Below are 15,063 nucleotides of genomic sequence, written 5' to 3' on the forward strand. Positions count from 1 at the left end.
CGTGGGCGCGGGGATGAGCGGTCTGGCCGTGGCGGACCGCCTGGGCAAGGAGCGCAGCTACCTGGTGCTCGAGGCCGACCGGGAGGTGGGTGGCTACTGCAAGACCGTCCGGCAAGATGGCTTCGTGTGGGACTACTCGGGGCACTTCTTCCACTTCCGCCATCCGGAGATCGAGGCCGAGCTGGTGGCCCGCATGCGCGACCAGCGCATCCTCAAGGTGGAGAAGGACAGCCGCGTCTACTACGCCGGCAAGATGGTGGACTTTCCGTTCCAGAAGAACATCCACCAGCTGCCGCTCGACGAGTTCCTGGAGTGTCTGCACGACCTCTACTTCCGCGAAGAGCGCGTGCCGGACAGCTTCCTCGAGATGCTCTACGCCAAGTTCGGGCGCGGCATCGCGGAGAAGTTTCTCATCCCGTACAACGAGAAGCTCTACGCCACGGACCTCGGCAAGCTGGACGTGGACGCCATGGGGCGCTTCTTCCCACACGCGGAGCTCAGCGAGATCATCGCGGGCTTCCGGAAGAGCGACAACCGCAGCTACAACGCGACGTTCACGTACCCCGAGGGCGGCGCCATCCAGTATGTCCACGCGCTGCTCGGCGGAGTGGACGAGGCGCGCGTGGCGCTGGGTGAGCGGCTGTTGGCCGTGGACCTCGCGGCCAAGGTGGCCACCACCACGCGGCGCGACATCCGCTTCGAGCACCTGATCAGCTCGGCCCCCTTCGACGCGTTGCTCCGTCTCGCTGGCGTGCACCACGACCCCACCATCTACTCTTACAATCAGGTGGAGGTGTGGAACCTGGGCTTCGATCGCAAGGGGCCGCCCGGCTATCACTGGGTGTACTTCCCACAGCGCGACGTCTCGTTCTATCGCGTGGGCTTCTACGACAACATCTTTGGGTCCGACCGCATGTCGCTCTACGTGGAGCTCGGGCGGAGGGCCCACGATCAGGTCGACGACCAAGTGGCCGAAGAGAGCCTTGCGGCGGTGCTGCGCGACCTCGAGCGCGTGGGCCTCGTCGACGGGCACCAGCTGGTTTCGAAGCACCACGTGGTGATGAACCCCGCGTACGTGCACATCACCGTGGACTCGCTGCGCGACGTGGCCGAGAAGAAGGCGCTGCTGCGCGAGCACGGCGTGCACAGCCTCGGCCGCTACGGATCGTGGACCTACTGCTCCATCGAGGACAACATCGTGGAGGCGCGCGCGCTGGTGGACCAGCTGCTGGGCGGCTGACACTCCACCTCCCGGCAAGCCGTGCCCGCCTCAGTGACTGGGCGTGGGCGGGGTGACCGGAGACAGCAACGGCACCAGCAGCACGTGGTCCACCTCCACGCGCTCGCCCTCGGGTGCGCGGATGACGGCGCGCGCGGACGTGCCCACCAGCGAGCTGCGGGGCACGCGCACGCGCATCTCACGCCAGTCGGAGGCCACCTCGCCCTGCAGGTCGGGCAGCGGCGCCACGTCACGGGCGGCCTCGATGGCGAGCGTGACCGGGAAGGGCGCCCCCTCACCCACGCGCCGAATGCGCAGGATGACCACCACCTCTTCGGGCTGAGCCGCGCCAGCTTCTGCGCTGGCGCCTGGCTCGGGCGCACGCACGCTCGCGGGCAGGGCGAGGCGCAGCGTCATCTCGTGGGCCTGCGACGCGCAGGTGGTGCGCGCGAGGTAGTCCCAGTCCCGCAGCCGCGGGTGCTCCTGGCACTCCACGATGGTGCGGTTGCGGCGCGCTGCGGCGCGGTCGAGATCCACGCCGCCCACCAGCCCGAGGCGCAGCGCGTTCAGCCGGATGAGCGACTCGGGCGCGGAGGTCAGCTCGGCTTCGTGTCCCGTGAGCTGCAGCAGCAGCGGCAGCGCACGCGCGTCCTCCAGCTGCCCGAGGCTGCGCGCCACGCCGTCGCGCACGTTGGAGCGCGTCTCCCAGTCGAGGATGTCCACCAGGTAGCTGTAGGCGCGCTGGTCGCCCAGGTGCCCGAGCGCGATGATGGAGAGCAGGCGAAAGCGGAACTCGGTGAGCAGCTCGATGAGCGGCTCGAGCGCGATGGGGTTCTGCAGGCGCCCCAGCCAGCGCACGGACTCTTCGCGCTCGTAGGTGTCGGTGGTGAGCCGCAGGGTGTCCAGCAGGCCAGGGACGGCCTCGGGGTCACGCAGGCGCGCGAGCGACACGGCGGCGCGGGTGCGCAGATCGGCGTCCTCCACGTGCACCAGACGGCGCAGGGCGTCGCGGGCGCGCGGGTCGAACAGGCGGCCGAGTGCGATGGCGGCTTCGGCGGCGACCAACGCGTCGTCGGACTCGAGGGCCGTCATCAGAGCCGGCTTCGAGCGTTCGTCCGACAGGCGGCCAATCATCTGCGCAGCCTCACAGCGCTGCTCGCGCGTGGCGTTCGGATCGGCGAGCAGCTCGTTGAGGGGATCCACGGCGCGCCGGTCGTTCATGCGGCCCCAAGCGAGCGCCTGCTCGTGCGGGCTGAGCGGCGTGGTGGCGCCGGCTTGCTGCAGGGCGTCGATGAACGCGTAGAGCTCGCCACGCATCACCTCGATGCGCTCCGGCTGGGCGTTCGCGAGGTTCACGCGCTCCTGCGGGTCGTTCTCGAGGTCGTACAGCGCGAACGTGTTGAAGCGCAGGTCGGCCACCAGCTTGTAGGGCCAGTCCACCACCATGCGGGAGCGCGAGACCGCAGCGAAGGCCGGGCCCACGTCGCTCACGTCGCCGCGCATCAACGGACGCAGATCCTCCCCCTGCATGGTGGTCGGGGGCAGCACGTCGATCAGGCCGAGGATGGTGGGCGCCACGTCCACCAGCTCCACCGGCGCACCGATGCGCCGCGGCGCGTAGTCGGGCGCGTGCACCATGAGCGGCACCCGGATCTGCTCCTCGAACAGCGTGGAGCCGTGATAGACGCCGCCGTGGTCGCGGAACTCCTCGCCGTGATCGGCGGTCAGCACCACGATGATGGGCCGCCTGAGGCGGGCGCGGGCCTCGCGCAACAGCCGCCCAAAGGCGCGGTCCACGTGCGCGATCTCACCGTCGTAGCGGTCCATGTCGGACGTGCCGTAGCGCGTGTCCTGGTAGGGCTCGTGCACGTCGAAGAAGTGCGTCCAGAGCAGGCTCGGCGGCTCGCCGTCGGCCACCACGCGGTCGATCTCGGCGAGCGCCAGGTCCGTGCGCAGCTCGGCTTCGAGGTTGGCGTGCTCGTGGCGCGCGAACCCGAGCGAGTTGTGCTCGTAGAGGCGCAGGCTCTCGCCCTCGGTGTGGAAGATGCCGAGGGTGTAGAGGCCGGCGGTGGCGTAGCCCGACTCGCCGAGCGTGGACGCCAGCGTGGCCTCCGGAAGCGGAAGCTCGAGGCGCGTGGTCTGGTGCAGGTGCTGGCTGACCATCAGCGAGCACAGCGAGTAGCTGCTGTGCGGGGCCGCCGCGTAGGCTCGCTCGAAGACCACGGACTCGGCCGCGAACGCGTCGATCTCGGGGCTGAGGTCGCCGCGCGCCGTGTAGCCGTAGGCGCCCAAGTGGTCGGCCCGCAGGGCGTCGATGGTGACGAGCAGGACGTGCGCCTCGGCGGAGGCAGGCGGGGGGGCGCCCTGGTCGCCCTCCGGCCGCGTGCTCCGGTCGCGCTCGGCCCGACGGGCGCGGGCCACGGCGATGGCTTCGTCGCTGGCGTCACGGCGCGACACCGCGAGCAGCGGCTCGAGCGCCAGCATCACGCTGCGCGAGTTGGAGGCGCGCGCGTCCACCAGGGCGACGCGGACGTTCTGGTTCAGCTCGAGGGTGAGCAGCGTTGCGAGCAACGCCCCCACGGCGAACACCAGCGTGCTGGCCAGTGTGCCGCGGCGCTGTGGAGGACGCAGGCCCGCCAGGGGTGGGAGGATGTCCTCGCGCAGGAGCCAGAGCCCCAGCGCCGCGAGGGCTGCCTGGGCCACCGTCAGACACGCGTGCAGGTAGTCGTAGAGGTTGGGCAGGAAGGTCTGGTCGAGCTTCGCCAGGATTCCCGAGAGCAACAGGGCGCCCGTCCCCGCCAGCCGTCGCGCGCGCGGGGCGAGCGGGGCCTGCGCGATGGCCAGCAGCGCTCGCAGCGCCACATAGACACCAGCGACCAGCACCAAGCCCAGCAGCCCGGCGAAGACCGAGCGGTAGGGCATCATGGACATCTTGCCGCCGGTGAAGAGCAGCTGCCCCACCATCACGGCTCCGGGCGCCAACAGCAGGGTGCCGCTGAGTGGCCGCAGCCGGGCGAGCGTGCGGGCCGGCGACGCGCTGTTGGCCGCGCGGGCGGCGAACCGCGCCTCGAGGGCTCCCGCGACGGCGCCGCCGAGAGCCCCGAGCAGCGCGCCGAGGCTCAGCTGGATGGCGATCAGGCGCAGCAGGAAGCCGGCGCGGTCGCCCCACAACTGGAGCCATAGCCACTGGGCACCAAAGTCCCCCATGGCGGTGACCAGCCCAGCGCCCGCCCCCAACAACACGCCGACGCCAGCGCAGCGGAGGGCCGGCCGTGGGGCTTCATCGAGCTGGGGGGACGAGTCGGTCATTCAGCGGTGCCAGAGGGCCGGAAAACACGACGCCCCGAGGATTTGGGTCCTGGGGCGTCGTGTGGGCGTGCTGTCTAGAGGCGCCGACCGGACTCGAACCGGTGTGTGACGGTTTTGCAAACCGTTGCCTAACCACTTGGCTACGGCGCCGTGGGGGGGACGTTTAGCGCCCGCCGGGCGGCTTGTCCATCCCGAAATGCCCAGAGGAGGTGTCGCCCATGGCGGCGGCGTGTCGAGGCCGCCGCCCGGGCGGGGCACTACTTGCGGGCGCGCTTGGCCTTCTTCTCGGGAACCGGCGCGTCGAAGGTGATGCCGATCATCTTCCAGGCGTCTTCGGAGTAGCCGTAGGCGGACTGCGTGGCGTGCACCACCTCCATGATGGCGGCGTTGGTCTCGAACTTGCGGGGCTTCACACCCTGGCGCTTGAGCGAGGCCAACGTCTCACCGAGCCCGAGCAGCTCGTTGGTGTGGCTGACGGCCTCCACCGGCTTGAGCGCCTCACCGCGCTTGCCGTCTTTGAGCTCTTGGATGAGCCGCTTGCGACGCTTCTCGGTGCGACCATCGAGCTTGGGACCTTCTTTGGTGCCACCTTCGAGAAGTGCGTTGAGTTGCCGCGCGGTACGGCGCTTCGCGATTGCTTCTGGGCTTCCCCGGCCACCGGACTTCTTGGTCGTTGCGCGCTTACGAGCTGCCATGTTGCTGATCCTTGTTCTCGAACGTTTCCTGTTTGAGGCGGCCACGTTCAACTAGATGTTGCGCCGTCTATATCATAAATCAAACACGTACCAACCCGTTTTCAGGGCCTCTCGGGTGAAATGATCGAGCGCACATCGCGGTAGAACGGCGTTCTCGGACGTGGTAGGCAACGCGCATGACGCGCTCCGTTGACAGCTTCAAGAGCCGCACGACCCTCGACGTCGCCGGCGCCTCCATCGACATTTTCCGCTTGGACGCCGTGAATTCGGCCGGCCACGGAGACATCCGCCGGTTGCCGTACTCCATCCGAGTGCTGCTCGAGAACCTCCTCCGCTGCGAGGATGGCAAGACGGTCACCAAGGCCGACATCGAGGCGGTGGCCTCGTGGAATCCGGCCGCCGCACCCTCGTCGGAGATCGCCTTCCGGCCTGCGCGCGTCCTCTTGCAGGACTTCACGGGTGTTCCCGTCGTGGTCGACCTGGCCGCCATGCGCGACCAGTTCGCCAAGATGGGCGGCGACCCGGCCCGCATCAACCCCCTCGAGCCGGTCGATCTGGTCATCGACCACTCGGTCCAGGTGGACGCCTACGGCACCTCGTCTTCCTTCGACGACAACGTGAAGCTGGAGTTCGAGCGCAACCAGGAGCGCTACCAGTTCCTGAAGTGGGGCCAGACGGCATTCCAGAACATGCGCGTCGTTCCTCCCGGCACCGGCATCGTCCATCAGGTCAACCTCGAGTACCTCGCGCCCGTGGTCTGTGTTCGTAAGGTGGGCGATCAAACGGTGGCGTACCCCGACTCGCTGGTCGGTACGGACTCGCACACCACCATGATCAACGGCATCGGCGTGCTCGGCTGGGGCGTCGGCGGAATCGAGGCCGAAGCCTGCATGCTGGGGCAGCCCATCGCCATGCTCATCCCGCAGGTGATCGGCTTCAAGCTCACCGGCAAGCTCCCCGAGGGCGCCACGGCCACGGACGCGGTGCTCACCATCGTGCAGATGCTCCGCAAGAAGGGCGTCGTCGAGAAGTTCGTGGAGTTCTACGGCACCGGCATGGAGAGCCTCTCGCTCCCGGACCGCGCCACGATCGCGAACATGGCACCCGAGTATGGTGCGACGATCGGCTTCTTCCCCGTCGACGCCGAGTCGCTCAACTACCTGCGCTTCAGCGGCCGTGACGACGCGCACGTGGCCCTCACGGAGCAGGTGCTGCGCGAGATGAGCCTGTTCTACACGCCCGACCAGCCGGAGCCGGTCTTCACGGACACGCTCGAGCTGGACCTGAGCACCGTGGTGCCCAGCCTGGCCGGCCCGAAGCGCCCCCAGGACCGCGTGCCGCTCGACACGTCGAAGGCCGCGTACCTCAAGGCCCAGACCGAGTTCACCAACGCGCCCGAGAAGAGCGCCACCATCACGCGCGGCGCGGAGACCTTCGAGCTGCGCAACGGCGCGGTGGTCATCGCGGCCATCACCAGCTGCACCAACACGTCCAACCCGGCGGTCATGCTGGCGGCGGGCCTGGTGGCCAAGAAGGCCAACGCGCTGGGCATCAAGACCAAGCCGTGGGTCAAGACCAGCTTGGCGCCCGGCTCGCAGGTCGTCACCGAGTACCTCAAGCAGGCGGACCTGCTGGACGACCTGAACGCGCAGCGCTTCAACATCGTGGGCTACGGCTGCACCACCTGCATCGGCAACAGCGGCCCGCTGGACGACGACATCACGGCGGCCATCCGCGACAACGACCTGTGCGTGGTCTCCGCGCTCAGCGGCAACCGCAACTTCGAGGGGCGTGTGTCGCCGCTCACGCGCTGCAACTACCTCGCGTCGCCGCCGCTTGTCGTGGTGTACGCGCTGGCCGGCCGCATGGACATCGACCTCGCCACCGAGCCGCTCGGCCAGGGCAAGGACGGCAAGGACGTGTTCCTGAAGGACGTGTGGCCCAGCAACGCCGAGGTCACCGAGGCCATCCGCACCGCGGTCAAGCGCGAGCACTTCATCGAGCGCTACTCGGTGGTGCTCGAGGGCCCTCCGCAGTGGCGCGAGGTCACCTTCGCCGAGGGCAGCCGCTACCAGTGGGACGACGACTCCACCTACGTGCGCAACCCTCCCTTCTTCGAGGGCGTCACCGCGGGGGCACCGCCCAAGCCGCTCGACATCACGGGCGCGCGCGTGCTGGCGCTGCTGGGCGACTCGGTCACCACCGACCACATCTCCCCGGCGGGCTCCATCTCCCGCAAGGGCCCGGCCGCCAAGTACCTCGAAGAGCATGGCGTGGCCCCGGCCGACTTCAACAGCTACGGCAGCCGCCGCGGCAACCACGAAGTCATGATGCGCGGCACGTTCGCCAACATCCGTCTGCGCAACCTCGTGGCGCCCGGCACCGAGGGTGGCGTCACGCGCCATCTCCCCGACGGCGAGCAGATGAGCATCTTCGACGCGGCCATGAAGTACCAGGACGAGGGCATCCCGCTGGTGGTCATCGCCGGCAAGGAGTACGGCACCGGCTCCTCGCGCGACTGGGCGGCCAAGGGCACCTACCTGTTGGGCGTGAAGGCCGTCATCACCGAGAGCTACGAGCGCATCCACCGCAGCAACCTCATCGGCATGGGCGTCATTCCGCTCGAGTTCAAGCCCGGTGACTCGCGCGAGACGCTGGGCCTCACCGGCGAAGAGGTGCTCAGCATCACGGGCATTTCGAGCGGTCTGGTGCCGGGCAAGCGCCTCACGGTGACCACCGACACCGGCAAGACCTTCGAGGTCGTGGCGCGCATCGACACCCCGCAAGAGGTCGAGTACCTGGAGCACGGTGGCATCCTTCAGTACGTGCTGCGGCAGATGGCCGCCACCGCGTGAGCGGGCGAGCCCAGTCAGGAACACGCCATGAGTGACACGAAGCACCCCGAGCTCGAGAGCCAGATCAAGAAGCTGATCGTCGACGCGCTGATGCTGGACGACGTGACGCCCGAGCAGATCGAGACCGACGCGCCCTTGTTCAACGAGGGGCTGGGGCTCGATTCCATCGACGCGCTCGAGCTGGCCATCGCGCTCGACAAGGCGTTCGGGGTCAAGATCCGCGCCGAAGACGAAGGCACCCGGGCGGTCTTCCGCTCGGTGGCCACGCTGGCCGCGTTCGTGGCCGAGAACCGATGAGCGCAGGGCCGAGCGCGTTTCGCCCCTGCGTCGTCATCCCCTCCTACAACAACCCGGTGACCATCCGGCGCGTCGTCCTCGCGGTGAGGGCCTACGTGCCGGACGTCATCGTCGTGGATGACGGCAGCTCCGAGGAGGGGCGGGCGGCCATCGCGGCGCTGGGCGTCGAGGGCATCGCCACGGTGCACCACCGCGCGGCCAACGGCGGGAAGGGCGCCGCCGTGAAGGACGCGCTGCGCCTCGCGCGCGACGCCGGCTTCAGTCACGCCCTGCAGGTGGACGCCGACGGGCAGCACACGCTGGAGGACATCCCGCGCATGCTCGAGGCCGCCCGAGACGCACCCACGGCGCTCATCCTGGGTCAGCCCGTGTTCGACGAGAGCGCCCCCAAGGCGCGCTTGGTGGGCCGGCGCATCACCATCTTCTGGACGCGCCTCGAGGTGGGCGGCTCCGCCATCGCAGACCCCATGTGCGGCTTCCGCGTCTACCCGCTGCCGGTCAGCGCCGAGGTCCACGTGTGGGGCGACCGCATGGACTTCGACCCCGAGATCGCGGTGCGCCTGGTGTGGGAGGGCGTGCCCACGCGCAACGTGGAGACGCGCGTGCGCTACGTGAGCGCCGACGACGGCGGCGTGTCCCACTTCCACGCGTTCAAGGACAACGTGCTCATCAGCCTGATGCACTCGCGGCTCATGACGCTCAAGATCATGCGCTTCCTCTTCGGCTGGCTCTGGCGTGGGCGCTCCCCGCGCGGCAGGCTCCCGTCATGACGCACCACGTGGTCTCGGTGGAGCTGGAGGTTCCCTTCCACGACGTGGACTCGCTCCAGATCGTCTGGCACGGCCACTACTACAAGTACATCGAGATCGCGCGCACCGCGCTGATGCGCCACGTGGGCCTCGACAACCACGAGATCATGCGACTTGGCCACGGTCTGGTCATGGGCGAGACCCAGTGCAAGCACACCGGCGTGCTGCGCTACGGCGACCGCGTGCGCGTGGACGCCTGGTTCAAGGACTACACGCAGCGCCTGTGCATCGCCTACGAAGTGCGCAACCTCACCAGCGGTAAGCGCGCCGCGCGGGCGCGCACCGTGCTGGTCACGCTGAACGCCCGCGGGGAGCTCAACCTGGCGACGCCCCCGGACATGATCGCGCGGATTGACGCGGCGCTCGCGGCGCCCGGGTAGGCTCTCCCGGGGTTCGAAGGGAGGCGTGATCGTGAGGAGGGCGACGGGCACCCTGGTCTGCGGGGCCGGTCGCGCTGGCGCTCCCTCGGGTGCCTCCCCCATTTCGGCGCGTCCGTTGGACGCTTGAAATAGGGCCCCCCCCACCCCCGCTGCCCAGGGCGCCCGTCGCCCTCCACGGTGGCGCGTTTCGTCCAGGTGAGCGCGAATGGGGCGCGGCGAGTCCGCTGAGCGCGCGGAGGGCTCGACTGGGCCCGCCGGGCGTCCATCGGGACTCGACGGGCGCAGTCCCACTCCGTCGAGCCCAGCCGAGCCCCCCCGTGAGCCGAGGACGCCGCGCCGACTGCGCGTGCACCCGAGCAACCTCGAGACGCCTGCCGGGAGGGGGACGGGCGCCCTGGGCAGCGGGGCTTGATGGGCCCCAGAAAACAAACGCAGCGCGCAGCGCGGAGTGCCGTTTTCAGGGAGGTATCAGAGCGAGCGCCAGCGCGAGCGCACCCGCAGACCAGGGTGCCCGTCCCCCTCCGATCGATCACGCCCCCAGGTTACCCCATGAGTCACACGCGCAGACGCCGCCGGTCACTGAGGAGCATTTTCTGGAACGGGTTGTCGTCGCGGTAGAGGTCGCCCGCCAGGACGCTCACCACGCCGCGCGTGATCAACGGGTCCGGGGAGTCGTAGAAGAAGATGCGGTGCACGAGGTCGGCGCTGTAGAAGCGGCCGCACAACGAGCCGAACACGTCGTAGGCGTGCTGCATGTAGTCCACGAGGGGCTTGGCCAGGGTGGGGTCAGCCTCCGTGCCGGCCACGAGCGCCGTGTGGAGGAGGTCAGCGATCTTCTCGCCGCCGATCATGGCGAACGTCACGCCCGAGGAGAAGACCGGGTCGAGGAAGCAGGCAGAGTCGCCCACACAGGCATAGCGGGCGCCCGCAGGGGCGTCGTTCTTGTAGCTGTAGTTGCCGATGGTGATGCGGTCCACGCGCTCGGCTCCGGCGGTCAGGCGCTGCAGCGTGGGCGAGTTGGCCACGAACGTGTTCAGGGTGTCCTCGGAGATGCCGCGCTCGCGTGTGACGCGACCCACGCTGAGGCGCTTGCCCGCGAGCGGAATGCCCCATGCCCAGCCGTCTTCCAGCATGAACACCAGGATGTTGCCGGTCTCGCCGAGCTCGGCCACGGCAGCGTCGCTCAGGCCGTGAAAGTGGCAGCCCACCGCCGCGATGCCCAGGCCCTCGATGCGGCGGCGAGTGCGCAGCTGACCGGACATGAACGCGTTCTGGCCCGTGGCGTCGATCAGGTAGCGCCCCACGAACGTGCCTGCGCTGGTGTCCACGCGCACCCCGTCGTCGGAGAGGTGGACGCGCTCGGCACGCGTGCCGTAGCGAATGTCCACGCCCATGGCGGCCGCCCGGTCGGCCAGCATCAGATCGAACTCGGCGCGCTCCACCTGATAGGCGTGCGGGGGCGTGCCCGGCAGGCCGTTCGCGAAGCGGAAGTCCACGCGGTCGCCGGTGCGCTCGTCGAGGAACACCGCGCCCTGCTTCAGGACGAAGCGAGCGGGGTCCGACAAGTCCACGCCCAGCCGCTCGAACAGCGCCAGGTCGGCGGGCAGCAGTGACTCGCCGATGTGGAAGCGTGGGAAGGTCTCCTTCTCCACGACCAGGACGCGGTGCCCCGCCTGGGTGAGCAGGTTGGCCGAGGTGGTCCCAGCGGGACCCGCACCGAGCACGATGACGTCGAACGAGGGGTGAGTCATGGAGCCTGAAGGAGGAGGGATGTGTTGATCCCGCCGAAAGCGAAGTTGTTGGTCATCACCACGCGCGGCCGCGCCGAGCGTGTGGTCTGCACGTAGTCTAGCGGAGCGCAGGCAGGGTCGACTTGATCCAGATTACGGGTGGCGGGCAGGAACCCGTCGCGCATGGCGCCCACGCAGAACGCCAGCTCGATGGCCCCGCATGCCCCGAGCGTGTGCCCGGTGTGGCCCTTGGTGCTGCTGACCGGCACGCGGTTGCCCAGCACGGCAAAGGTGGCCTGACTCTCCACGATGTCGCCGATCTCCGTGGCCGTGGCGTGGGCGTTCAGATACTCCACCTGGCTCGCCGGGATGGCCGCGCTCTCGAGCGCCAGGCGCATGGCGCTGGCCATGCCCACGGCCGAAGGTGCCGTGACGTGGGTTCCGTCGCAGCTCAGGCCGAACCCGATGACCTCGCCCAGGATGTCGGCGCCGCGGGCGATGGCGTGATCCCAGCGTTCGAGCACCACCGCGCCCGCTCCTTCGCCCACCACCAGGCCGTCGCGCGCCGCATCGAACGGGCGTGGTGTGCTGCCAGGGTGGTCGTGAGCCAGGGAGGCGGCATACATGCCGTCGAACACGGCCACGTGCGTGGGGTGTAGCTCCTCCGCGCCGCCCGCGATCATGACGTCTTGCACGCCCGCGCGGATGGCTTCGTAGGCCTGCCCGATGGCCAGGCTGCCGCTGGCGCAGGCCGCGCAGGTGGGCAGCACGCGTCCCGTGACGCCGTAGTAGATGGCCAGGTTGGCGGCGCAGGTGTGCGCCATGAACTGCAGGTAGATGCTGGACCCGCCGCCGCGCAGGTCGTTGTCCAGCAGCCAGCTGCGCGCCATGCGCTCCCAGGCGTCGCTGCTGCCGTGCGTGGAGCCGAAGGCGATGCCGCAGCGCCCGCCGCGGATGGTCTCCTCCGGCAGCCCCGCTTGGGCGATGGCCTGCTCGGTGGCGTGGAGCGCCAGGCGCGCCACGCGGCCCATGGTGCGCACTTGCTTGCGGGTCCATCGGTTGAGGTCGAGGCCCTGCACTTCGGCGATGAGCTCGGCGTCCAGCCCGCCATAGGCGCGCCAGCGGTCCGTGCGCGTGATGCCGTGCGTGCCAGCGCGCAGCGCCTCGAGCGCCGTCTCGAGGTCGTTGCCGATGGGCGACGCAATGCCGAGCCCGGTGATGGCGACGCGCGCCTCAGGTCCTCGCACGCGCCTCCGCGTTCGACTGGACTTCACACCACCAGGGCTCGCCGCCCGGCAGGCTGAGGGGAACTCGCCCTGCGCGGCCGCTGTCGAGCGCGTCGATGACGTCCAGCAGGGGCGCGATGGGGTTGCCGGAGAAGCGCGTGTCCGCGGCGAAGAGCGCCTCGGGCGAGCGCTGCGGAATGCTCAAGGTGCCGAGCGAGCCACGCTCGGGGTGCGGCGCGCGCCCCAGCACCACCGCCACCCCCAGCGCCTCGTGCGGCGAGAAGTGCGTGAGCGGCGCAGGCAGGCGCTCGTCGGCGAGCGCGACCACGGCCGTCTCGTAGCGGTCGTGCTGCAGCAGCAGGATGGCCTCCAGCAGCGAGAGCGCCACGGTGTCGTGGCCCCCGGCGATGGCGGTGGCGTACCCACTGTTGTCCATGGCGATGGAGAACATGCCGGCGCCCGTGTTGTGCACGCTGTTCTTGAAGCGCGCGGGTGACAGCAGGCCCTTGTCTTCTTGGAACATCTCCATCTGCGCGACGGCGATCTCCATCTCGCCGTGGCAGCTACCGAACACCAGCGCGGGCTGTGCGGGCGAGAGCCCGGCGTCCAAGCACGCCTGGTGCGCCACCTCGGCCGCGGCCAGCGTCAGGATGCTGCAGCCACGCTTGTTGCGCGACTGCACGAAGTCCACCGCAGGCCGCTGCGCCTCGGCGTCTGGCACACCCGCGCGAAACGCAGCGAGGTTGGGGAACGAAGGCGTGAAGAAGCCACGCCCCAGCACGTGGACGGCGGTCACGCGGGCCTCCCCAGCAGCACGCTGCAGTTGTTGCCGCCGAAGGCGAACGAGTTGCTGAGCACGTAGCGCGGCTGGAGGTCCAAGCGCTCGCTGGGCACGTGGATGGTGATCTCCGGGTCGCGCGGGGTGGAGCCGACGCTGGCGGGCAAGAAGCCCTCCTCGATGGAGACGATGCCGAAGATGGCCTCGACCGCGCCGCACGCGCCGAGGGTGTGCCCCGTGTAGCCCTTGGTGGAGACCACCGGCACCTCGCGTCCGAGCAACGTCTCGACGGCCTGCGACTCGGCGCTGTCGTTGTGCTTGGTGCCCGTGCCGTGCGCGTTGACGTAGTCCACGTCTGCGGCGGTGAGCCCCGCCTGCTCGAGCGCATGGGCCATGGCCGCCAGGGCGCCGCGGCCCTCGGGGTGCGGCGACGAAGGGTGGAAGGCGTCGCTGCTCTCGCCCACGCCCAGCAACATGGCGCGCGGGGTGCCGCTGCGCTCCACCAGCGCGAACGCGGCTCCCTCGCCGATGTTCATGCCCGGTCGGTCGGCGCTGAAGGGCATGCAGGGCCCCTCGGCCATGACCCCCAAGCTGAAGAAGCCCCGCACCGTGGTGTGGCAGAGGGCGTCGGCGCCGCCCACCAGCACCGCGTCGGCCAGGCCAGCGTCCAGCAGACGGCGCGCCGAAGCGAAGACCTTGCCGCTGGACGAGCAGGCCGTGCTCACGATGTACGCGGGCCCGCTGAAGCCGCCGAGCTTGCGGCAGATGTCCGTGGTGATGTGGAACGGGTGCTGCGTGCGGTAGTCGAAGCTGGCCGGCAGCGTGCCCTCGTGATGATGGGCCGCGTGCGCCAGCTCCGTGGCCCGTATGCCGCCCGTGCTGGTGCCGAGGACGCAGGCCACGCGGCTGGGGCCCCACTGAGACACGGCGCGGGCGACCTCGCTGGCGATGGACTCGAACCCCAGCTGGGTGACCCGCGCCAGGCGCGAGTCGTGCTCCGCGATGCGTGAGTCGAGCTCCGGAAGCTCCCCCGGGATGGTCCCCGTGACCGTCATGAAGGGCACGTCGAGCGGCACCGGAGACAGCCCGCGCTCGCCGCGCCGCAGCTGCGCGAGCACCGAGGCCGTGTCGCGACCGAGACCACACGCGAGCCCATAGGCCGTGACGGGGTAGGGGGTGACGCGCATGGCCAGGCTCTTATCATGGCAGGGGGTCCGCCGCACGGCGTCACGCTTGCTTCCCAGCGTGGAACCGTCTACGACTTGCGTATGGAACGGGTCCCCATGACACCCGAGGGCTATGCAGCCCTCAAGAGCGAACTGGCCGAACTCAAGGCCGAGCGCCCCAAGATCTCACAGCAGATCGGCGAGGCGGCAGATCATGGCGACCTGAAGGAGAACGCCGAGTACCACGCCGCCCGCGAGAAGCAGGGCATGATGGAAGCCCGCATCGCCGTGGTGGAAGACCAGCTCTCGCGCGCCGAGGTCATCGACCCGGCCACGCTGGGCGGCGACAAAGTCATGTTCGGCGCCTGGGTGGAGCTCGAAGAGGTGGAGACCGGGACCACCAAGGTCTACCGACTGGTGGGCTCCGAAGAGTCCAACGTGGAGAAGGGCTACATCTCCGTGACGTCGCCCGTGGCGCGCGCGCTCATCAACCGCGAGGCGGGCGACGAGGTCAGCGTGAAGACCCCCGGCGGCGTGCGGACGTACGAGATCACGGCCGTCCGCTGGTCGGCGTCCTGATCCACGAGCCGGACCAAGGC

At 69.6% G+C, this 15,063-nt stretch carries 12 protein-coding genes and 1 tRNA gene; 6 read left to right on the forward strand and 7 right to left on the reverse strand.

Annotated elements, in window-relative coordinates:
- Nucleotides 1-13: 13 nt before the first annotated feature.
- Nucleotides 14-1,240, forward strand: a complete 1,227-nt coding sequence (locus IPI43_08280) for an FAD-dependent oxidoreductase (protein ID MBK7774124.1) — start codon at nt 14-16, stop codon at nt 1,238-1,240.
- Between the two features lie 30 nt (nt 1,241-1,270).
- Here the strand turns inward: IPI43_08280 and IPI43_08285 are convergent, their stop codons facing one another.
- The 3 genes from IPI43_08285 to IPI43_08295 all read right to left on the reverse strand — a co-directional run bounded on the left by IPI43_08285 (nt 1,271) and on the right by IPI43_08295 (nt 5,223).
- Nucleotides 1,271-4,528: a sulfatase-like hydrolase/transferase gene (locus tag IPI43_08285; GenBank protein ID MBK7774125.1), complete on the reverse strand. Its 3,258-nt coding sequence runs from the start codon at nt 4,526-4,528 to the stop codon at nt 1,271-1,273.
- A gap of 78 nt (nt 4,529-4,606) precedes the next feature.
- A tRNA-Cys gene (locus IPI43_08290) sits at nt 4,607-4,678 on the reverse strand.
- A 107-nt stretch (nt 4,679-4,785) separates the two neighbouring features.
- The gene (locus IPI43_08295; protein MBK7774126.1) at nt 4,786-5,223 is read right to left on the reverse strand and encodes a hypothetical protein; all 438 of its coding nucleotides are present in this window, start codon (nt 5,221-5,223) and stop codon (nt 4,786-4,788) included.
- A gap of 176 nt (nt 5,224-5,399) precedes the next feature.
- On the opposite strand from IPI43_08295, the gene acnA reads away from it, so the two are divergent.
- From acnA to IPI43_08315, 4 genes are read left to right on the forward strand one after another with little or no spacing between them, the layout of a single operon-like run.
- A complete protein-coding gene (gene acnA / locus IPI43_08300; GenBank protein ID MBK7774127.1) occupies nt 5,400-8,078 on the forward strand; it encodes an aconitate hydratase AcnA in 2,679 nt (892 codons plus the stop codon).
- 27 nt (nt 8,079-8,105) lie between these two features.
- A complete protein-coding gene (locus IPI43_08305) occupies nt 8,106-8,375 on the forward strand; it encodes an acyl carrier protein (GenBank protein MBK7774128.1) in 270 nt (89 codons plus the stop codon).
- Entirely contained in the window at nt 8,372-9,145 is a 774-nt protein-coding gene (locus tag IPI43_08310) for a glycosyltransferase family 2 protein (GenBank protein MBK7774129.1), read from the forward strand. The genes IPI43_08305 and IPI43_08310 overlap by 4 nt, the downstream gene beginning before the upstream one ends.
- Nucleotides 9,142-9,564 carry an acyl-CoA thioesterase gene (locus IPI43_08315; protein ID MBK7774130.1) on the forward strand — a complete coding sequence of 141 codons (423 nt, stop codon included), beginning with the start codon at nt 9,142-9,144 and terminating at the stop codon, nt 9,562-9,564. The genes IPI43_08310 and IPI43_08315 overlap by 4 nt, the downstream gene beginning before the upstream one ends.
- A gap of 554 nt (nt 9,565-10,118) precedes the next feature.
- Here IPI43_08315 and IPI43_08320 read toward each other — a convergent pair.
- Genes IPI43_08320 through IPI43_08335 form a run of 4 tightly spaced genes read right to left on the reverse strand, consistent with a single transcriptional unit; the run spans nt 10,119 to nt 14,485 of the window.
- Entirely contained in the window at nt 10,119-11,315 is a 1,197-nt protein-coding gene (locus tag IPI43_08320; GenBank protein MBK7774131.1) for a tryptophan 7-halogenase, read from the reverse strand.
- A complete protein-coding gene (locus IPI43_08325; protein MBK7774132.1) occupies nt 11,312-12,541 on the reverse strand; it encodes a beta-ketoacyl-ACP synthase in 1,230 nt (409 codons plus the stop codon). The genes IPI43_08320 and IPI43_08325 overlap by 4 nt, the downstream gene beginning before the upstream one ends.
- Nucleotides 12,528-13,316, reverse strand: coding sequence for a beta-ketoacyl synthase chain length factor (locus IPI43_08330; GenBank protein MBK7774133.1), 789 nt, complete (start codon nt 13,314-13,316; stop codon nt 12,528-12,530). Before IPI43_08330 ends, IPI43_08325 begins: the two co-directional genes overlap by 14 nt.
- Nucleotides 13,313-14,485, reverse strand: coding sequence for a beta-ketoacyl-ACP synthase (locus IPI43_08335; protein MBK7774134.1), 1,173 nt, complete (start codon nt 14,483-14,485; stop codon nt 13,313-13,315). Before IPI43_08335 ends, IPI43_08330 begins: the two co-directional genes overlap by 4 nt.
- An 81-nt stretch (nt 14,486-14,566) precedes the next feature.
- Here IPI43_08335 and greA point away from each other — a divergent pair, with 81 nt between their 5' ends.
- Nucleotides 14,567-15,043: a transcription elongation factor GreA gene (greA, locus tag IPI43_08340; GenBank protein MBK7774135.1), complete on the forward strand. Its 477-nt coding sequence runs from the start codon at nt 14,567-14,569 to the stop codon at nt 15,041-15,043.
- Nucleotides 15,044-15,063: the final 20 nt, after the last annotated feature.

Source organism: Sandaracinaceae bacterium, assembly GCA_016706685.1.
Classification (GTDB): Bacteria; Myxococcota_A; Polyangia; order Polyangiales; family Houyiibacteriaceae; genus JADJJE01.